The sequence below is a fragment of the Pandoraea sp. B-6 genome, from assembly GCF_000282835.1.
Taxonomy (GTDB): Bacteria; Pseudomonadota; Gammaproteobacteria; order Burkholderiales; family Burkholderiaceae; genus Pandoraea; species Pandoraea cepalis.
On sequence record NZ_KB290530.1, the window covers coordinates 13,862 to 33,179 of the forward strand.

Below are 19,318 nucleotides of genomic sequence, written 5' to 3' on the forward strand. Positions count from 1 at the left end.
ACATCTATCGCGAGCTGCAACCGTCGTTCGTGCTGAGCCACTCGGAGAAGGATCCGTATAACTTCGATCATCCGCTCGCGATGCACGTCACGCAGGAAGCCCGCGTCATTGCGCAGGCCGAGGGCCACAAGCCGGGCGCAAAGATTATCGGCGCTCCCGCCGTGCTCGCGTTCGAGCCGCATCAGACCGAGCAGTGCGAATGGATCCCGAACACCTTCGTCGACATCACGCCGGTGTGGGACACGAAGCGTGCCGCCATCGAGTGCATGGCGGGGCAGGAGCACTTGTGGGATTACTACACGCGCGTGGCGTTGCAACGCGGCGTGCAGGCCAAGCGCAACATCGGCATCGCCGCCGCGCGCGACATCAAGTACGCAGAGGGGCTCATGCGCCTCACGCCGGTCGTGACGGAGCAACTGTCATGATCCGCGGCGTCGTCGTTCGTCAAATTCCCCGTGTCGACGCCGCCACGCTCGACGTGCTGCGCAGCGCAGGCAGTGCCACGGTGCACGAAGCGCAGAGCCGGCTCGGCCTGATGGCCACCTATCTGCGCCCGATCTACGCCGGCGCTGCGGTGGCCGGCAGTGCGGTCACGGTGCTCGCGCCGCCCTCGGACAACTGGATGCTGCACGTTGCCGTGGAGCAGGCGCAGCCGGGCGACATCGTTGTGGTTGGCGTGACGTCGCCTTGCGACGACGGCTACTTCGGCGACCTGCTCGCCACGTCGATGAAGGCGCGCGGTGTCGCCGGCCTCGTTATCGATGCGGGCTGTCGCGACATCGGCACGCTCACCGACATGCGGTTTCCGGTGTGGTCGAAGGCCATCTCGTCACAGGGCACGGTCAAGGAGACGCTCGGCTCGGTGAACGTGCCGGTCGTGTGCGCCCATCAGATCGTGAACCCGGGCGACGTGATCGTCGCGGACGACGACGGCGTGGTCGTGGTGCCGTTCGCGAACGCCGAGGCCGTGGCCAAGGCGGCGGCCGCACGCGGTGCCGACGAAGCCTACAAGCGCGGTGTGCTCGCGGGCGGCACGCTGGGGCTCGACTATTACAAGATGCGCGAACGCCTTGCCGCGAAGGGCTTGCGCTACGTCGATTCGCTCGACGAGCTGCAAGGCGAATGAGGACCGCGACGTGACGCATTCGCAAACGCGTATCCGGGCGGCCGTCATGCGGGGCGGCACCTCGAAGGGGTTGTACTTCCTCGCCGAGGATTTGCCTGAGCAGGGCGCCGCGCGCGACGCCGTGCTGCTCGCGGCGATGGGCTCGCCCGATGCACGTCAGATCGACGGCATGGGCGGTGCGAATCCGCTCACGAGCAAGGTCGCCATCGTCTCGCGCGCCACGCGGCCCGACGCCGACGTGGACTATCTATTTGCCCAGGTCGTGGTCGATGAAGCGCGTGTCGACTACGGACAGAACTGCGGCAACCTGCTCGCCGGGGTGGGGCCGTTCGCGATCGAGCGGGGGCTCGTGAGCGCACCGGGTGACGTGACGGACGTCGGCATTCACATGCTCAATACGGGGCAGGTGGCGGTGGCCACCGTGCAGACCCCGCGCGGCGTGGTGAAGTACGACGGCGACGTGGCCATCGACGGTGTGCCGGGCACGGCTGCCCCGATTCCGTTGATGTTTCGCGATACGGCAGGTTCCTCCTGCGGTGCGCTGTTCCCGACGGGGCAGCGTCAGGACGTCGTGGACGGCATCACGGTGACATGCATCGACAACGGCATGCCGCTCGTGCTCCTGCGCGCGGCGGACCTGGGCATCACTGGCGCTGAGTCTTGCGAGCAGCTCGACTCGGCGCCAGCGTTTCAGACGATGCGCGACCGGATCGAGGCCATTCGACTGGCCGTCGGCCCGCGCATGCATCTTGGCGACGTGCGTTCGCGCACGGTGCCCAAGATGTGTCTCGTCGCGCCGCCGAAGGCCGGTGGCGCCCTCGCGACACGTTGTTTCATCCCACATCGTTGCCACTCGTCCATCGGCGTGTTGGCGGCAGTGAGCGTGGCGACGGCTGCCGCGCTGCCGGGCACCGTTTGCCACGCGATGGCCGTGGTGCCGGACGACGACGCGCCGCTGCTCGCCATCGAACACCCGACGGGCGAATTCACCGTGCGCCTCGCGCTCGGCGTCGATGCCGACGGCGCGCCGGACGTCGCCGGCGCCGGCCTGCTGCGCACGGCGCGCTGGCTCTTCGACGGCGAGGTGTGCATACCGAATCGTGCTTGGCCGCAGGGAGGAAAACCATGAGTGTCGAACGTTCCCCGTTGCTCCTGCTCCCCGGCTTGCTTTGCGATCACGTGGCCTGGGCGGCCACGGCGGCAGCGCTGCCGCAATACGATTGCCGCGTTCCCACGTGGGGCATGCTCGACACCATCGACGCGATGGCCGATCACGTGTTGGCAAGTACCGCCGCGCCATGCTTCGCCCTCGCAGGGCACTCGATGGGCGGACGCGTGGCGCTGGAGGTGGTGCGCCGCGCACCGCATCGCGTCACGCATCTTGCGCTGCTCGACACGGGTTATCAGGCGCTGCCCGACGGCGAGGCGGCCGAGAAGGAACGTGCCGGACGCGCCGCCTTGCTCGCTCGCGCGCGCGAAGCCGGCATGCGGGCGATGGGGCAGGTATGGGCGACCGGGATGGTGCATCCCGACCAGATCGGCACGCCGCTGTTCGGCGCGATTCTCGACATGATCGAGCGCAGCCACCCCGATCAGTTTGCCGCCCAGATTCATGCATTGCTCGGTCGACCGGATGCAACGTCGCTGCTGGGCGGCGTTCGCTGTCCGACGCTCGTGTTGTGCGCCCGGCAGGACACATGGAGCCCGCTCGCGCGCCACGAAGTGATGGCGGGGCTCATCCCGGGGAGCGTGCTGCACGTCATAGAACACAGTGGCCATATGAGTCCGATGGAGCGCCCGCAGGAAGTGGCGCAGGCCATGCGGACCTGGCTGGCACGGCCCGCGTTGGACATCGCACCCACCGAGGGGCGCGACGCATGACGAACGATGCCGCCGATCAGGACCTGACGCCCGGCGTCGACCCGCAATCGCTCGACGCCCTGCTGGCCAAACAGGCTTGCCACGACCTGGTGATGCGCTTCGTCGCCTGCAACGACCGGCGCGACGCGCAGGGACTCGCCGCGCTGTTTGCCGAGGCGGGGGTGCTCGTGCGCCCCAACGGCGACGCGCTCATTGGCCCCGTCGCCATTGCGGCTGCCTATGCGCAGCGTCCAGTGGATCGGCTCACGCGGCATCTCGTAGGCAACGTGCTGATCGATGTCACGTCGCCGACGCGCGCAATCGGCAGCAGCACGGTGTTGCTCTGGAGCGGCTCGGCACACGATGTGCCGGGGCCATTCGGACGTCCGGCACAGGGCCGGCAGGTCATGGGGGAGTTCGAAGACACGTTCGTGCGGACCGCGCAGGGTTGGCGCATTGCCCGCCGCGAAGCGCGTTTCGCTTTCGTACGCGAGGCGTGAGGAAAAAACAGCATCGCACGTCGCGCCATCCCTGCACTTGAACCCGGCCGAGGGCGCAGTCAGGGCGGTGGTTCCAAGGGCAGTACCCGAGGCGGCCAGCATGCCGTCTTGCAAAAGACTGGGCCGGCGAGGTTGCCAACGGTCCGGAGGTTGAAGTCTGTAGTTGCTGTGTATTTCAAAAACAAGGGGACAGAAGTGAAAGTGAAACATGCATTGGCCGCTGGCCTGCTGCTGGGGGCGGGCCTGGCGCACGCACAAAGCAACGTGACGCTGTACGGGATCGTCGATACCGGCATCGCCTACTACAACAACGCCGCCACGGGCGGTAGCTTCATCGGCGAGCCGACCCTCACGGGCAAGGTGCCGTCGCGCTTCGGCTTCAAGGGCGTGGAAGATCTGGGCGGCGGCCTGAAAGCCGTCTTCACGTTGGAAAGCGGCTTCCAGCCGGGCACCGGCAACCTGAACTACGGCGGACGTCTGTTCGGCCGTCAGGCGAACGTCGGTCTGTCGGGCGATTGGGGCACGGTGCTCCTCGGCCGTCAGAACAACATGACGTTCTACGTGACCGGCAACGCCGACGTGATCGGACCGTCGATCTTCTCGCTGGCCAGCGTCGATCCGTACATCGCCAGCGCACGTAGCGACAGCGCGGTCGGCTACATGGGTAAATTCTCCGGCGTGACGCTCGGCGCGACGTATAGCTTCGGGCGCGATGGCTCGTCCGCCGGCGGTCCGTCGGCCACGAACTGCGCGGGCAACGTCGCCGGCAACTACCAGGCCTGCAAGCAGTTCACGGGCCTGATCGGCTACGACTACCAGAACTTCGGCATTTCGGCATCGTACGACCAGATGCGCGGCAACACGGGCGCCGCGGCCCCGCTGACCAGCTCGCGTTACACCGACTCGCACTCGGTCATCAACGCGTACTACAAATGGTCGACGGGACGCGTGGGCGGTGGCTGGATTCACCGTAACGTGAGCGCCGATGCCGCCTCGCTGCGCTCGGACATCTACTTCATCGGCGTGAGCTATCTGCCGACGATCACGTGGGCGTTCGACGCGCAGGCCATTCGCTACCAGTTGAAGAGCCGTGCCAACGCGACGATGCTCATCGGCCGCGCCTCGTACTCGCTCTCGAAGCGCACGTCGCTGTATGGCCTGGTCGGCTGGGTGGCAAACAGCCAAAACGGCGCGGTGGCGATTGCCGCAGGCGGCTCGGTTGCCACGGGCGGTAATCAGTTCGGCACGATGCTGGGCATTCAGCACACGTTCTGATCGGTGGCGCTGGCGATGACGCGAAAGACGTCATCGAGGCGCCATGACAACGGCCAGATCGCGCAGCATCGCGTGTCGTTCAGGCGTGGGGATCGTCCGGGGGGGCGATCCCCACGTGATGCGGTGCTGCGCCCCGAGGTTTGTCAAAGCGGGATTCACGCGCTAGCATCGTGCCTAGCCATGGCGGCAATGTGTTCTGCGACAGGAAGGGTGGCTGTCGGGGCGCGGCAGCCATCTCCCCGTATCTCCTCGCATGAATCCGCTATCTTCGTGTCTTCTTCTCACGTTCTGAGCCGGCGACGCCGGGCGCCCCGCGCCCGCAGCGAACACGGCACGCGCGGTCCGGTCTGGCTGTTCGATCTGGACAACACGCTGCATCGCGCGTCGCACGCGATCTTTCCGCGCATCAATCGCGCGATGACGGCCTATATCGTCGAGAAGCTGGGGCTGCCGCCCGACGAAGCCAATCGTCTGCGTACCGACTACACGGCGAAGTATGGGGCCGTGCTGCTGGGCCTCATCAAGCATCACGCCATCGATCCACATGAGTTTCTGGCGCGCGTGCACGAGCTGCCGCCGCTGGTCGAGGTGCTGCGCGCCGAGCGCGGGATCGCCCGCCTGCTCGCCGGCCTGCCCGGGCGCAAAATTCTCCTGACCAATGCGCCCGCGCATTACGCCCTGCCGATTGTCGAGGCGCTGGGCATTCGCCGACATTTCGAGCGCTGCGTGAGCATCGAGGACATGGCGGACCGCCGGGCCTGGCGCGCCAAACCGGACGCGATCATGTTGCGTCGTCTGCTGGTGCGCGAGGGCCTCGCGCCGTATCGGACGTGGCTGGTCGAAGACACGCGCTCCCACCTCAAGCACCTCCGGCATTTCGGTATCAAGACGGTCTGGATCACGGGGCATCTGCCGGCCAGAAACAGTCTTGGCGATGCCATGCCGCGCAGTGGGCGCCCACACTACGTGGATATCAAAGTACAATCTCTGCGCGAGTTACGGGCGCGCCTTGCGACCGGGGCCGGTGCGAGACGCGCAGCCCGAGCCGCCCGACCCAAAAATACCTACCGATAACGACCAGACGATGCAGCAGGAAAACTCTTCGAGCGGTGCCGGTTACGGCGCCGCCGATGCGCTTGAGGCCGTGCCCGCGCCAGTGAAGACAACCCGCCCCAAGCCGGGTGAGCGCCGGGTGCAGGTGTTGCAGACCCTCGCCGCCATGCTCGAGACGCCCAAGGGCGAAAAGATCACCACGGCCGCGCTCGCCGCGCGTCTCGACGTTTCCGAAGCGGCGCTCTATCGCCACTTCGCGAGCAAGGCCCAGATGTTCGAGGGTCTGATCGAGTTCATCGAACAGACCATCTTCGGTTTGATCAACCAGATCTCCGCGCAGGATCAGGACGGCGTGACGCAAGCACGCGCCATCGTGCTGATGCTGCTCGGGTTCGCAGAGAAGAACCCCGGCATGACGCGCGTGCTGACCGGCGAAGCGCTGGTCGGCGAACACGAGCGCTTGCAGGAGCGCATGAACCAGTTGCTCGACCGCATCGAGGCCTCGCTGCGCCAGGTGTTGCGTCTGGCGTGTGCACAGGGCACGCTGCCGGAGACGTTCGATGCCAACTCGCGCGCCAACCTGCTCGTGTCTTACGTGCTCGGCCGCTGGCATCGCTTCGCCAAGAGCGGCTTCAAGCGCTCGCCGGTCGAGGGGGCCGAGCCCCAGATCGCCGCGCTCCTGCGCTAAGATCCCGGGTCTGCGCCGACGGCGCGGATTACGTTATACTTTTGCTTCCCGCGCCGAGGCCGACGTACGTTTGACAGGCTTTGACGCGATGATTGGCGCGCCGATTTGGTGACTCGCTTGCGGGCGCGCGAATGACTCTGACAGGGGGCTTCCCGGCAGAGGGCATTCATTAAAAATGCGGCTAAAGAGGTCGTGCGCGCACGCCGCCGTTTTTCCGTCGACCCCTTTTCCCGCACAGAACGCTTCAGGACGCCGTCCGTCGACCCTTGTCGACTGGGGCGCTGGCCCCGGCATGTTTCGGAAAGGGAGTTATGGAATCTTCAATCGGAATCGTCACACCGCAGCGGATGCACTTCGCTGAGCCGCTGGCACTGCAGAACGGCAGCATGCTCGCCGGCTACGACCTGATGGTCGAGACCTACGGTGAATTGAACGCCGATCGCAGCAATGCGGTGCTGGTGTGTCACGCGCTCAATGCGTCGCATCACGTGGCCGGTATCGCCGCTGACAATCCCAAGGACATCGGCTGGTGGGACAACATGGTCGGGCCCGGCAAGCCGCTCGACACGAATCGCTTCTTCGTCATCGGCGTGAACAACCTCGGCTCGTGCTTCGGCTCGACCGGGCCGATGAGTCTCGACCCAGCCACAGGCACACCGTACGGCGCCCGCTTCCCCGTCGTGACCGTCGAAGACTGGGTCAATGCGCAGGCGCGCGTCGCCGATGCGTTCGGCATCCACAAGTTCGCGGCGGTGATGGGCGGCAGTCTCGGCGGCATGCAGGCGTTGGCGTGGAGCATCATGTATCCGGAGCGCATTGGGCATTGTCTGGTGATCGCCTCCACACCGAAGCTCTCGGCGCAGAACATCGCCTTCAACGAAGTGGCGCGCTCGGCCATCCTTTCCGATCCGGACTTCTACGGTGGCAACTATTACGCGCATGGCGTGGTGCCGCGTCGCGGTCTGCGCGTGGCGCGCATGATCGGCCACATCACCTATCTGTCCGACGAGGACATGGCGACCAAGTTCGGCCGCGCGCTGCGCCGTGCCGAGGTGATGGCCGACGGCGTAAAGGGCGACGGCAACGCGCAGGACGAAGGCTATCGCTTCAGCTTCGACGTGGAGTTTGAGGTGGAGTCGTACCTGCGCTATCAGGGCGACAAATTCGCCGAGTACTTCGACGCCAACACCTATCTGCTGATCACGCGCGCGCTCGATTATTTCGACCCGGCCCGCACCGTGGGCGGCGATCTGGCGAAGGCGTTGTCGCACACCACGGCCAAGTACCTGATTGTGTCGTTCGCGACCGATTGGCGTTTCGCGCCCGCGCGCTCGCGCGAGATCGTCAAGGCGCTGCTCGACACGCGCCGTACCGTGAGCTACGCCGAGATCGACGCGCCGCACGGGCACGACGCCTTCCTGCTCACCGATGCGCGCTATCACAACCTGGTGCGCGCCTACTACGAACGTATCGCCCAGGAGGTCGGGGTATGAGTCAGTCCACGGTACCGGTGAACAGCGCCCAGGCGGCGGCGCTCGCGGCGTCGCGGGGCCGTATTGCGGCGTCGCTGGCCGAGCGGCCCGATTTCCGGGTGATCGCGCGATGGATCGAACCGTCGTCGCAGGTGCTCGACCTCGGGTGCAGCGACGGCTCGCTGCTGCGTTTGCTGATCGACGAACTCGACGTGAGCGGTTACGGCGTAGAGATCGACGACGCTGGCGTGCTGGCCTCGGCGCAGCGCGGCATCAACGTCATCCAGCAAAACATGGAAGACGGGCTGAAGCTCTTTGAGGATCAGAGCTTCGATACGGTCATTCTGTCGCAGACCTTGCAGACGCTTCACCGCACGGCGGACATTCTGCGCGAGACCGTGCGGGTCGGCCGCGAAGCGATCGTGTCGTTCCCGAATTTTGGTTATTGGCCGCACCGGCTGTCGGTGTTGCAGGGACGCATGCCGGTGTCGAAGAGCCTGCCGTTCCAGTGGCATAACACGCCGAACGTGCGCGTGCTGACCATCAAGGACTTCGAGGCGTTGGCCCCGGACGTCGGTGTGCAGATTCTCGATCGGGCCGTGCTGCATAACGGGCGACTCGTGTCCGTGGGCGCGAACTGGCGTGGTAGTCTTGCGGTCTATCGCGTCAAGCGTTCCTGAACCGACGGCAGCTAACGGGGCAGCGAAGCGCCGGGCCCCTGGCGGGTGAAGGCAAAGGGGGCCGGGTGCCGTGCACCGCGGGCGGCTGGCCCCAACTGTCCTTTCCATGACCGATTCGCTGCCGCCCGACGACGGGCGCGTCTTCCACCCCACGCGGATGCTCATCTGCGTGATTCTCGGTTTCACCTCCGGCTTGCCGCTGTTCATCCTGCTCAACCTGGTGCAGGCGTGGCTGCGCAGCGAGCACGTGGACCTCAAGGCCATCGGCCTGTTCGCCCTCATCCAGTTTCCGTACACGTGGAAGTTCCTGTGGGCGCCGCTCATGGATCGCTTCGCGCCCAACGTGTTCGGATGGAAGCCGGGACGGCGACGCGGCTGGATGTTCGTCACGCAACTGCTGGTGGCCGGTGTGGTGGCGCTCATGGGAACGTATTCGCCGCAGCGCGACCTGATGACGATTGCCGCGCTCGCGGCCGCGCTGGCGTTCTTCAGCGCCAGTCTGGACATTTCCCTGGATGCCTATCGGCGCGAGTTGCTGTCCGACCGCGAGCAGGGGCTCGGCACGGCGATGCACGTGAATGCCTACAAGGTGGCGGGACTCGTGCCGGGGTCCCTGGCCCTCATCATGGCCGATCATCTGCCGTGGTCGCAGGTGTTCTTCGCGACGGCGGCGTTCATGCTGCCGGGCATCGTGATGACGCTCGTCGTCAAGGAGCCGGCGATTCGCGGTACGCCGCCGAAGACGCTGCGCGAGGCGGTGGTCGAGCCGTTCCACGAGTTCGTCACGCGCGGCGGCTGGGCAAAGGCGCTGTTGGTGCTCGCGTTTATCTTTCTCTACAAGTTGGGCGATTCGATGGCGACGTCGCTGGCCACGTCGTTCTACCTGGATCTGGGATTCACGAAGACGCAGATCGGCGTGGTCGCCAAGGCGACGAGCCTGTGGGCGAGCGTGGCGGGGGGCATCATCGGCGGGGTTTGGCTGATCAAACTTGGCATCAACCGTGGGCTATGGGTGTTCGGCGTGCTGCAACTGGTGTCGGTGCTGGGCTTCGCGTGGCTGGCGAAGGCAGGGCCGGTCGTCACGGGGCTGGGCGCGGTGATCGCCTTCGAAGCGTTCACGGCCGGGTTGGGCACGGCGGCGTTTACCGCCTACATTGCCCGTACCACCGACCCGCGTTACACGGCGACGCAGTTCGCGCTGTTCACGAGTCTGGCGTCGGTGCCACGCACGTTCGCGAACGCGGGCACCGGGTATATCGTCGACGGCGTGGGCTGGGTGACGTTCTTCCTCATCTGCACGGTGCTGGCCGTGCCGGGCATGCTGCTCTTGCCGAAGGTCGCCCCCTGGGGAGCCGACGATGACGACGGCGATGGCGTGCCCGCGGCAAGCGGGTCGCGCTGACGCGAAGGGGCCGGCACCGTTCGTCGCCTTCGCTGTGATGCTATGGCTCGGGCGCGGCACGAGCGTGCCGGCCCCTTGGGCGTCTGGATTACAGCGCGTGATCGTAGTCGACCGTAAGCGGCGCGTGGTCGCTGAACTTGATGTCGCGAAACACGGAGGTCGTCTTGGCTTTGCCGGCGATGCCGGGCGTGGCGATCTGGTAGTCGATGCGCCAGCCGACGTTCTTCGCATAGGCTTGTCCGCGATTGCTCCACCACGTGTATTGATCGGCGCGCGGGTCGAGCGTGCGGAAGACGTCGACATAGCCGTGGTCGTCGAACAACTGGGTGAGCCAGGCGCGCTCTTCTGGCAGGAAGCCTGAGTTCTTCAGGTTGCCCTTCCAGTTCTTGATGTCGATTTCCTTGTGCGCGATGTTCACGTCGCCGCACAGGACGACCTCGCGTCCCGCCGCCTTGAGCGCGAGCAGATGCGGCATGAAGTCGGCCATGAAGCGGAACTTGGCGGTTTGTCGTTCCTCACCACTCGAGCCCGACGGGATGTACACCGAAATGACCGACAGGTTGCCGTAACGCACTTCGACATAGCGGCCCTCGGCATCGAACTCCGCATTGCCCCAGCCGACGACGACGTCGTCCGGCTCGCGTCGCACGTAGACGCCCGCGCCGCTGTAGCCCTTCTTCTGCGCGTAATGGAAGTGGCCCTGGTAGTCGTGGGGCGTGAGGAAGTCCGCTGTCATGTCCGGCAACTGCGCCTTGATTTCCTGCACGCACAGGATGTCGGCGTCCTGATTGCCGAACCACTCGAAAAAGCCCTTCTTGGCGGCCGATCGCACGCCGTTCAGATTCGCGGTAATGATGCGCATGAGTGTCGATGCGCCGCGCTGACGCGGCAAGGGGAAAATGTCAGCGGCAAGGATACCGCAATCGCCAGCCGGTCGCCGGTCGACGGCCAGATGTCACGTCCGCCGGGCGCCGCCGGCGATGGCCGCCTTGGCCTCGCCGTCGCCGCCCGGGCCGAGCAGGTCGCGCGCGAGCGCGAGCCAGCGTCGCGCCGCGTGCGACAGATACGAGTCGCGCCGCCACGCCATCGCCAGATCCCACGGAATCTCGGGGTCGCGCACGTTCGCGATCACGAAGCGTTTCGGGTCGAGCCGCGCGCAGAAGGGCTCGGGCAGCAAGGCGATGCCGACGCCGTTGTCCACCATCGACGCAATGAAGTCCCACTGGCTGGAGCGTCCCGCAATCTTGGGCGTGAAGCCCGCGCGACGACATGCGGTGATGACCAGTTCGGACAAGGCAAATCCCTCGCCGTAAAAGACAAACGGTTCGTCGCGCAACTCGCCCAGACCGATGGAAGCGCGGCCTTCCCAGCGTGAATCGCGCGGTGCAATCAACCGCAACGGGTAATGGCACACGGGCAGCACGTCGAGAATCGTGGGATCGACCGGCAGCAGCACGGCGCCCAATTCGATGTCGCCGGCCAGCAACGCCTGTTCGATGGCACGCGAGCCGGTTTCGAAGAGCTTCATCTCGATATCCGGGTAGTGCTGATGAAACGCGCCGATCACCGGGATGAACAAGTCGCCGCCGAGCGGCGGAATCCCGATCGACAATTCGCCGCGCGCGACCGTCTCGAGATCGGCCACCTCCTGCTGCAGGCGCGCGTAAGCGGCGAGCACATCCTGCCCGCGCTCGAAGACGACGCGTCCCGCATCGGTCAATTGGAGCCTGCGCCCCATGCCGCGCTCCTCGCGCAACATCAGCGGCGTACCCAACTCGTCTTCCAACGCCTTGACCATCTTGCTCACGGTCGGTTGCGTGACAAACAGCGCCTCGGCCGCCGCCGTGAAGCTCTGCTGTCGCACCACTTCCACAAATCCTCGCAACGCGCGCAGTTCCATTTTGGATCTCTCGTTTGCACCGCTTTGGTGCGATCGGCGGGAAAGCCCCGTCCTGTATGGCTTTCTCACGCACCATTAGGGTTAATACTTAAATTATTCCAATTTGGAATCGATTTGATAATTCTAATTCATTATATTTATGTTGCGGTGCTTCCTATACTCCGTCTCATATTGATGCCACACCCGGGAGCCCGCCATGACCAAGATGATTGCCAGCCGTATGTATCGCCGTAGCAAGGGCGTGGTTGACGTGGTTTGGCAGATCGCGCTGCTCACCGGTATCTATCTGGTGGCGGATGCTGCATCGCGGCATTTTCATCTCCCGCTGCCGGGTGGCGTACTGGGGCTGCTCGCCGTGGTGGCACTGCTCATGAGCGGTGTGCTGAAGACGGAGAAGATCAAGCGCGGTGCCGACTGGTTTCTGGCGGAAATGATTCTCTTCTTCGTGCCGATGGTCGCGGCCGTCATGCAATACACCGATCTGCTGCGCCAAGAGGGCCTGCAATTGCTCGCCGTGATCGGCGTCGGCACGGTGCTCGTGATGGTCTCGACGGCGTTGGCGGTCGATCTGGCCTGCCGCGCCGAGCGTCATCTCAAGCGCGCCCTCGTTCGCCGTGCGCACGCGCACGACGCCCGCTGATGCGTGACGTGTGCCAAGTCGCCGCTGTCGCAGCGGCGCCCAATCCTGCTGGCGCTTGCCGGGTCTTGCCATGAATCATACGGCGCTCCTGCTGCTCGTTCTCACGGTCGTCTTCTATTACGTGTCGAAGCGTCTCTATGCGCGTTTCGGCAAGGTGTGGCTCGGCCCGGCCATTCTCGCGCCGGTCCTGCTCATCGCCGTGATGGTCGGCGGCGACATTTCGTACACGACGTACATCTCAGACTCGCGCTGGCTCGTGTGGCTGCTTGGCCCGACGACGATCGCGTTTGCCGTGCCGATCTATGAGCATCGCGACATCATTCGCCGGCATGCCTTTGCACTGATCGTCGGCGTGCTCGTCGCGATGGTCGTGGCCGTGGGAAGCTCCTTCGTGCTTGCCCGCCTGTTCGAGCTGCCCCCCGAAATGGCGCGCAGCCTGCTCGCCCGGTCGATATCGACACCGTTTGCCCTTGCGGTCTCCGACAAGGTCGGCGGCTCGCGCGATCTGGTGGGGCTTTTCGTCATCATCACCGGGTTTATCGGCATGTTGCTCGGCGAGGCGCTGCTGTCGTGGTTGCCGCTGCGCACCCGTATGGCGCGCGGCGCGCCGTTCGGCGCGGGGGCCCACGGCTTCGGCACCGCCAAGGCGCGCCAGATCGGCAGCGAAGAGGGTGTCGTGGCCAGTCTCGTCATGATGATCAACGGCATCGTGATGGTCTTTGCCGCGCCGTTGCTCGCCCATCTGCCCATCTGACGACCGGTCGGCACGGGCGCCGTGCCGCTCGCGCCTCCCCCTCGAAAAATATCCCTTCGGGCGTTGCCCTTGCCCCGACGGCGCGCATCAGTTTTGCTACAATGCCGGGGTCTTGAGGAGCGTTGCGACAGCCACCGTGCTGCCAGGCTCAAGATCCTTCCTATTGGCCCCGCCGGCCGCCGGTTACCTCCGGAGCGCATGGCGTGTGGGCCCCAAGAACGGCGCTCACGTCCCAACTATCTAGTCTTTTAGAGAAAGGAGGCGTGATGAACGCCGTAGTCGATTCAAAATTCTCCGATTTCCATGTTGCCGATATCAAATTGGCCGATTGGGGCCGCAAAGAGCTGACCATCGCCGAGAGCGAGATGCCGGGTCTGGTGGCCACGCGTGCCGAATTCAAGGCCAGCCAGCCGCTCAAGGGCGCGCGCATCGCCGGCTCGCTGCACATGACCATCCAGACGGGCGTGCTCATCGAGACGCTTATCGCCCTCGGCGCCGAAGTGCGCTGGGCCTCGTGCAACATCTTCTCGACGCAGGATCACGCCGCGGCGGCCATCGCCGCTGCCGGGATCCCCGTGTTCGCCTTCAAGGGTGAGTCGCTCGACGAATACTGGGAATACAGCCACCGCATCTTCGAATGGCCGAACGGCGAGTTCGCCAACATGATTCTCGACGACGGCGGCGACGCCACGCTGCTGCTGATTCTGGGCAGCAAGGCCGAGAAGGATCTGTCGGTTGTCGGCAACCCGACCAACGAGGAAGAAGTCGCGCTGTATGCGTCGATCAAGCGCCACATCGCCATCGATCCGCAGTGGTACAGCAAGCGCCTGGCCCAGATCCAGGGCGTGACCGAAGAAACCACCACGGGCGTGCACCGTCTGTATCAGATGGAAAAGGACGGCACGCTGCCGTTCCCGGCCATCAACGTGAACGACTCGGTCACCAAGTCGAAGTTCGACAACCTGTACGGCTGCCGCGAGTCGCTGGTCGACGGTATCAAGCGCGCGACCGACGTGATGATCGCCGGCAAGATCGCCCTCGTGGCGGGCTACGGTGACGTGGGCAAGGGCTGCGCGCAAAGCCTGCGCGGTCTGGGCGCCACGGTGTGGGTCACGGAAATCGATCCGATCTGCGCGCTGCAGGCCGCGATGGAAGGCTACCGCGTGGTGACGATGGAATACGCCGCCGACAAGGCCGACATCTTCGTGACGGCCACGGGCAACTTCCACGTGATCGATCACGACCACATGGCGGCCATGAAGCACCAGGCCATCGTGTGCAACATCGGTCACTTCGATTCGGAAATCAATGTGGCGTCGACCCGCAAGTACGAGTGGGAAAACATCAAGCCGCAGGTCGATCACATCATCTTCCCGGACGGCAAGCGCATCATCCTGCTGGCGGAAGGCCGCCTCGTGAACCTGGGCTGCGCCACGGGCCACCCGTCGTTCGTGATGAGCAACTCGTTCACCAATCAGACGCTCGCGCAGATCGAATTGTTCGTGCATGGCGACAAGTACAAGAACAGCGTGTACGTGCTGCCGAAGCATTTGGACGAGAAGGTCGCGCGCCTGCACCTGGGACGTATCGGCGCCGAACTGACGGTGCTCACCGACGATCAGGCGAACTACATCAGCGTCGACAAGAACGGTCCGTTCAAGCCGGCGCATTACCGTTATTGATCGGTCGCGATCGCTACCGATCAATAACGTGTCTTACCGACCGTCGCCGGTGCGCTGCAAGGCACGGGTGACGGGCAACGGTTTCGCGCGGCGACATCGTGCGCCGCGTTGGTTTTTGTCACTGCCGGTGCCGGGAACGACCTCCCGCACCGGCCTGTCCTTCGGAGCTTGCCATGCGTCTGCTGCTGATTTGGCTCATCAATGCCATTGCACTTCTCGTTTTGCCGCACGTTGTGTCGGGCATTCAGCTCAAGGGCATCGGGACGGCCCTGGTCGTTGCGATCGTGCTCGGCCTGATCAACGCGTTTCTCCGGCCGTTGCTCGTCGTGCTGACGTTGCCGGTCACGGTGCTCACGCTCGGGTTGTTCATCTTCGTGATCAATGCGCTGTTGTTCTGGCTGGCGGCGCATGTCGTCAAGGGCTTTGAAGTCTCGGGCTTCTGGGCGGCGCTCTTCGGCTCGCTGCTGTATAGCCTGATCTCGTGGATTCTGTCGGCGCTGGTGTTCGGCGGCGACCGCGCTACCAACGTGTAACGGTCGACGCGTCGTCGTCGACCTTGTATTGCAGGAAATTCGCTGTCATGTCGCAAGCCCTTCGTGCCGATCAAGCCCTCGTCGCCCGAGGCTTGGCCGCATCGCGCACCGCCGCGCAACGTCTGATCGATGCCGCACGTGTTTATTACGCGGGCACCGAAACGGCCGTGAAGAAAGCCAGCGAGGTTGTGGCGAGCGACGAAGATCTGGAAGTACGTGCCGCCGCCGACGGCCTGCCCGGCGAGGACCGCTACGTGTCGCGAGGCGGGTTGAAGCTGGCGGGCGCGCTGGCGCAAACGCGGCTCGACGTCACCGGCCGCGTCGCGCTCGACGTCGGGTTGTCGACCGGCGGTTTTGCCGACTGCCTCTTGCAGGCGGGGGGGGGGCGGGGGGGCGGGGTCGACGTCGGTCACGGGCAACTGCATCGACGACTGGCGCGCGAGCCGCGGCTCGTGTCGCTCGAAGGGATCAACGCGCGGCATCTGTCGCGTGAGACGCTCGATGCGCGTCTGGCACAGCAGGCGGCGGAGGGCGGCGCACAGGGCGAACCGGCGTCGACGATGGCGGCTGTTCCCGAGGCAGGCTTTGACCTGATCGTCGGGGATGTGTCGTTCATTTCGCTCACACTGGTGTTGCCGGCCGTGGCGCCGCTGCTGGGCGCGACCGGCGATTTGCTGATGCTGGTCAAACCGCAGTTCGAAGTGGGGCGTGAGCACATTGGCCGCGGCGGCCTGGTGCGAGATGCCGCGCAGTATGCGCAAGTGGAGACAAAAATCCGCGCCGCCTGTGAGACGTTGGGACTGACGGTAGCCGCATGGCTCGACAGTCCTATCGCTGGCGGTGACGGCAACCGGGAGTTCTTCGTGCACGCGACGCGCGCGGCATGAACGACTCTCTCGATAATAGAACGATCATGACGCAACCTTCCTTCAGTTTCGAATTCTTCCCGCCCAAGACGGCGGAGGGCGCGGAGAAGCTGCGCGCCACGCGCCAGCAACTCTTCCCGCTCGGCCCCAAGTTTGTCTCGGTGACGTTCGGTGCCGGCGGCTCCACGCAGCAGGGTACGCTCGATACGGTTGTCGAAATCCAACGCGAAGGCGTGGAGGCGGCCCCCCACCTTTCTTGCGTCGGTTCGACCAAGGACAACATCCGCGAGATTCTGCAGACGTATCGCCAACACGGCATCCGCCACATCGTGGCGCTGCGCGGCGATCTGCCGTCGGGAATGGGGGAGATCGGCGAGTTTCGTTACGCGTCGGAGCTGGTCGAGTTCATTCGTGCCGAAACCGGCGAATGGTTCCACATCGAGGTGGCGGCCTACCCGGAGTACCATCCGCAGGCGAAGTCGCCGCGCCTGGACCTCGAGCATTTCGCCCACAAGGTGAAGGCGGGGGCGAATGCGGCCATCACGCAATACTTCTTCAATGCGGATGCCTATTTCCGTTTCGTCGACGATGCATCGCGTCTCGGTGTCGACGTGCCGATCGTGCCGGGGATCATGCCGATCACGAACTATTCGCAAATGATGCGCTTCTCGGAGATGTGCGGTGCTGAAGTGCCGCGATGGATTGCCAAGCGTCTCGAAGGCTTTGGCGACGATCGCGACTCGATCCGCGCCTTCGGGCTCGATGTGGTGACGGCGCTATGCGAACGGCTGCTCGCGCAGGGCGTGCCCGGATTGCACTTCTATACCCTCAACGCGGCGTCGGCCACCAAGGCGATGTGGCAGCGACTCGGTCTGTAACGCGTCGCGAAATCGTTGGCCGAACGGTGGGCGGATGGGAAGTCAATTCTAATCACAATTCAGTGATTTCCTAATCAAAAACACCACAAATAGGCGGTTTGCTAGGGATTTGGCGTGTTGTGGCACGGGGGAAGCTTCAGTAATATCCCCGGTAGGCTCGGCGACAGACCGTTGCCGGGCATCACACCCGATCCCGAGGAGCCTATGAAACAGACTCACACCCTGCGTTTGCTTTTGGCTGCGACGTTGCTTGCCGGTGTGGCCGTGATCCGGCCCGCCGCAGCTGTCGAAATCCCGAACAAGACCCTCGTGTACTGCTCCGAGGGCAGCCCGGTCGGCTTCGATCCGGGCCAGCTCACTACCGGCACCGATTTCGATCCTGCCGACGCCATCTACAATCGCCTGATCGCGTTCAAGCCGGGCGAGACGGGCGTGATGCCCTCACTCGCGGAGTCGTGGGACATCTCGCCGGACAACAAGATCTACACATTCCATCTGCGCAAGGGCGTCAAGTTCCACACCACGGAGTACTTCAAACCCACGCGCGATTTCAATGCCGAGGATGTGAAGTTCACCTTCGATCGCATGGGCGATCGCGACATGCCCTTCCGCAAGGCCTATCCGACGGAGTTTCCGTATTTCGTCGACATGGGTCTGCAGGCTGATATCGACCACATCGAGGTCGTTGATCCGTACACCGTTCGCTTCGTGCTGAAGAAGGTCGACGCCCCGTTCCTTCAGAACCTGGCGATGCCGTTCGCATCGATCCTCTCGAAGGAGTACGCCGACAAGCTGCTCGCGGCGAACAACGCTCGCGATATCGCGCTCAAGCCGGTCGGTACCGGGCCGTTCATCTTCCGCAGCTATACGAAAGATGCCACGCTGCGCTTCGATGGCAACAAGGAATACTGGAACACGAGTCTGCCGCCGAAGGTCAGCAAGCTGATCTTCGCGATCACGACCGACGCCAACGTTCGCATTCAGAAGCTCAAGCGCAACGAATGCCAGATCACGACCTACCCGCGCCCGGCCGATGTCGATGCGATCAAGGCCGAGATCGCGGCGCAGGGCAAGGCGTCGAAGCTCAAGATGCCGGACCAGGTCGGCTTCAACCTCGGCTACGTGGCGTACAACGTGCAGAAGAAGCCGCTCGATCGTGTGGAAGTGCGCCAGGCACTCGACATGGCGATCAACAAGAAGGCGATTCTCCAGTCCGTCTATGGCTCGGCCGGACAGTTGTCGAACGGCGCACCGATGCCGCCGACGCAGTGGTCCTACGACAAGAACATCAAGTCGGCTGGCTACGACCCGGAGAAAGCCCGTGCGCTGCTTGAGAAGGCGGGCGTGAAGAACATGGAAATCACGCTGTGGGCCATGCCGGTGCAACGTCCGTATAACCCGAACGGCAAGCTCATGGCCGAGATGATTCAGGCCGACTGGGCAAAGATCGGCGTGAAGGCCAATATCGTCACGTACGAGTGGGGTGAGTACATCAAGCGCGCCAAGGCGGGTGAGCACGACGCGTTGCTCATTGGCTGGACCGGCGACAACGGCGACCCGGACAATTGGCTCGGCGTGTTGCTCGGCTGCGATTCGGTCAACGGCAACAACTTCTCGAAGTGGTGCTACAAGCCGTTCGACGATCTCATCAAGCAAGCACGCCAGACCACGGACGTCGCCTTGCGCACGAAGCTCTACACGCAGGCACAGGAGATCTTCGCGCAACAACTGCCGTTCTCGCCCATCGCGCACTCCACGCAGTACAAGCCGATGGCCACGAACGTGAAGGGCTTCAAGCTGAGCCCGTTCGGCCGCAACAGCTTCATTGGCGTATCGCTGGAGTAAGGCACCCGGCGGGCGCGTTGATGACCGCATCCGGCTGACGCCGGGTGTCGGTCGCTATCTGTCGCCGTCCGTCGTCATCCCGGTATCACGCAGGCAGACTCGGCCGCCGCGCCCGAGTCCGCCTGCCGCAACAGGACAAAGGATCGTCCATGATTGATTCACGC

General features: G+C 64.5%; 20 protein-coding genes and 1 riboswitch. Of the genes, 18 read left to right on the forward strand and 2 right to left on the reverse strand.

Features of this window, described 5'->3' with window-relative positions; all coding sequences use genetic code 11:
- The 11 genes from A985_RS29265 to A985_RS25515 all read left to right on the forward strand — a co-directional run.
- Positions 1-425: PIG-L deacetylase family protein (locus A985_RS29265; protein ID WP_369751576.1), on the forward strand; the 425-nt coding region annotated here is incomplete at its 5' end.
- Entirely contained in the window at positions 422-1,126 is a 705-nt protein-coding gene (locus A985_RS0113815) for a 4-carboxy-4-hydroxy-2-oxoadipate aldolase/oxaloacetate decarboxylase (RefSeq protein ID WP_017233992.1), read from the forward strand. The genes A985_RS29265 and A985_RS0113815, both read left to right, overlap by 4 nt.
- Before the next feature lie 10 nt (positions 1,127-1,136).
- Positions 1,137-2,255: a 4-oxalomesaconate tautomerase gene (locus tag A985_RS0113820; protein ID WP_017233993.1), complete on the forward strand. Its 1,119-nt coding sequence runs from the start codon at positions 1,137-1,139 to the stop codon at positions 2,253-2,255.
- Entirely contained in the window at positions 2,252-3,007 is a 756-nt protein-coding gene (locus tag A985_RS0113825; protein ID WP_017233994.1) for an alpha/beta fold hydrolase, read from the forward strand. The genes A985_RS0113820 and A985_RS0113825 overlap by 4 nt, the downstream gene beginning before the upstream one ends.
- Entirely contained in the window at positions 3,004-3,486 is a 483-nt protein-coding gene (locus A985_RS0113830; RefSeq protein WP_017233995.1) for a nuclear transport factor 2 family protein, read from the forward strand. The genes A985_RS0113825 and A985_RS0113830 overlap by 4 nt, the downstream gene beginning before the upstream one ends.
- A gap of 195 nt (positions 3,487-3,681) precedes the next feature.
- Complete coding sequence (locus A985_RS0113835; protein ID WP_369751577.1) at positions 3,682-4,761, forward strand: porin; 1,080 nt, start codon at positions 3,682-3,684, stop codon at positions 4,759-4,761.
- Positions 4,762-5,031: 270 nt separating this feature from the next.
- Positions 5,032-5,835: an HAD-IA family hydrolase gene (locus tag A985_RS0113840; RefSeq protein WP_017233997.1), complete on the forward strand. Its 804-nt coding sequence runs from the start codon at positions 5,032-5,034 to the stop codon at positions 5,833-5,835.
- A 10-nt stretch (positions 5,836-5,845) separates the two neighbouring features.
- The gene (slmA, locus tag A985_RS0113845) at positions 5,846-6,502 is read left to right on the forward strand and encodes a nucleoid occlusion factor SlmA (protein WP_017233998.1); all 657 of its coding nucleotides are present in this window, start codon (positions 5,846-5,848) and stop codon (positions 6,500-6,502) included.
- A gap of 311 nt (positions 6,503-6,813) precedes the next feature.
- Complete coding sequence (locus tag A985_RS0113850) at positions 6,814-7,995, forward strand: homoserine O-acetyltransferase (protein WP_017233999.1); 1,182 nt, start codon at positions 6,814-6,816, stop codon at positions 7,993-7,995.
- On the forward strand, positions 7,992-8,654 hold the full coding sequence (gene metW / locus A985_RS0113855) for a methionine biosynthesis protein MetW (protein WP_017234000.1): 663 nt from the start codon (positions 7,992-7,994) through the stop codon (positions 8,652-8,654). Before A985_RS0113850 ends, metW begins: the two co-directional genes overlap by 4 nt.
- A 106-nt stretch (positions 8,655-8,760) precedes the next feature.
- Positions 8,761-10,056 carry an AmpG family muropeptide MFS transporter gene (locus A985_RS25515; protein ID WP_017234001.1) on the forward strand — a complete coding sequence of 432 codons (1,296 nt, stop codon included), beginning with the start codon at positions 8,761-8,763 and terminating at the stop codon, positions 10,054-10,056.
- 88 nt (positions 10,057-10,144) lie between these two features.
- On the opposite strand, the gene A985_RS0113865 is transcribed toward A985_RS25515, so the two are convergent.
- Both A985_RS0113865 and A985_RS0113870 read right to left on the reverse strand, forming a co-directional pair.
- The gene (locus A985_RS0113865) at positions 10,145-10,918 is read right to left on the reverse strand and encodes an exodeoxyribonuclease III (protein ID WP_039830358.1); all 774 of its coding nucleotides are present in this window, start codon (positions 10,916-10,918) and stop codon (positions 10,145-10,147) included.
- A 93-nt stretch (positions 10,919-11,011) separates the two neighbouring features.
- Positions 11,012-11,956: a LysR family transcriptional regulator gene (locus A985_RS0113870; RefSeq protein ID WP_017234003.1), complete on the reverse strand. Its 945-nt coding sequence runs from the start codon at positions 11,954-11,956 to the stop codon at positions 11,012-11,014.
- A gap of 196 nt (positions 11,957-12,152) precedes the next feature.
- Between A985_RS0113870 and A985_RS0113875 the strand changes: the two genes are divergently transcribed.
- The 7 genes from A985_RS0113875 (at position 12,153) to A985_RS0113905 (ending at position 19,154) form a co-directional block, all read left to right on the forward strand.
- On the forward strand, positions 12,153-12,596 hold the full coding sequence (locus A985_RS0113875; RefSeq protein ID WP_017234004.1) for a CidA/LrgA family protein: 444 nt from the start codon (positions 12,153-12,155) through the stop codon (positions 12,594-12,596).
- Between the two features lie 70 nt (positions 12,597-12,666).
- Positions 12,667-13,350: an LrgB family protein gene (locus A985_RS0113880; protein WP_017234005.1), complete on the forward strand. Its 684-nt coding sequence runs from the start codon at positions 12,667-12,669 to the stop codon at positions 13,348-13,350.
- 108 nt (positions 13,351-13,458) lie between these two features.
- Positions 13,459-13,584, forward strand: a riboswitch (S-adenosyl-L-homocysteine riboswitch).
- Positions 13,585-13,616: 32 nt separating this feature from the next.
- Positions 13,617-15,032, forward strand: a complete 1,416-nt coding sequence (gene ahcY, locus A985_RS0113885; protein WP_017234006.1) for an adenosylhomocysteinase — start codon at positions 13,617-13,619, stop codon at positions 15,030-15,032.
- 173 nt (positions 15,033-15,205) lie between these two features.
- Positions 15,206-15,565, forward strand: a complete 360-nt coding sequence (locus tag A985_RS0113890; RefSeq protein ID WP_017234007.1) for a phage holin family protein — start codon at positions 15,206-15,208, stop codon at positions 15,563-15,565.
- Between the two features lie 47 nt (positions 15,566-15,612).
- Positions 15,613-16,452 carry a TlyA family RNA methyltransferase gene (locus A985_RS0113895; RefSeq protein WP_017234008.1) on the forward strand — a complete coding sequence of 280 codons (840 nt, stop codon included), beginning with the start codon at positions 15,613-15,615 and terminating at the stop codon, positions 16,450-16,452.
- A gap of 26 nt (positions 16,453-16,478) precedes the next feature.
- Positions 16,479-17,309, forward strand: a complete 831-nt coding sequence (metF, locus tag A985_RS0113900) for a methylenetetrahydrofolate reductase [NAD(P)H] (RefSeq protein WP_017234009.1) — start codon at positions 16,479-16,481, stop codon at positions 17,307-17,309.
- 204 nt (positions 17,310-17,513) lie between these two features.
- Positions 17,514-19,154: an ABC transporter substrate-binding protein gene (locus A985_RS0113905; protein WP_017234010.1), complete on the forward strand. Its 1,641-nt coding sequence runs from the start codon at positions 17,514-17,516 to the stop codon at positions 19,152-19,154.
- Positions 19,155-19,318 lie beyond the last annotated feature (164 nt).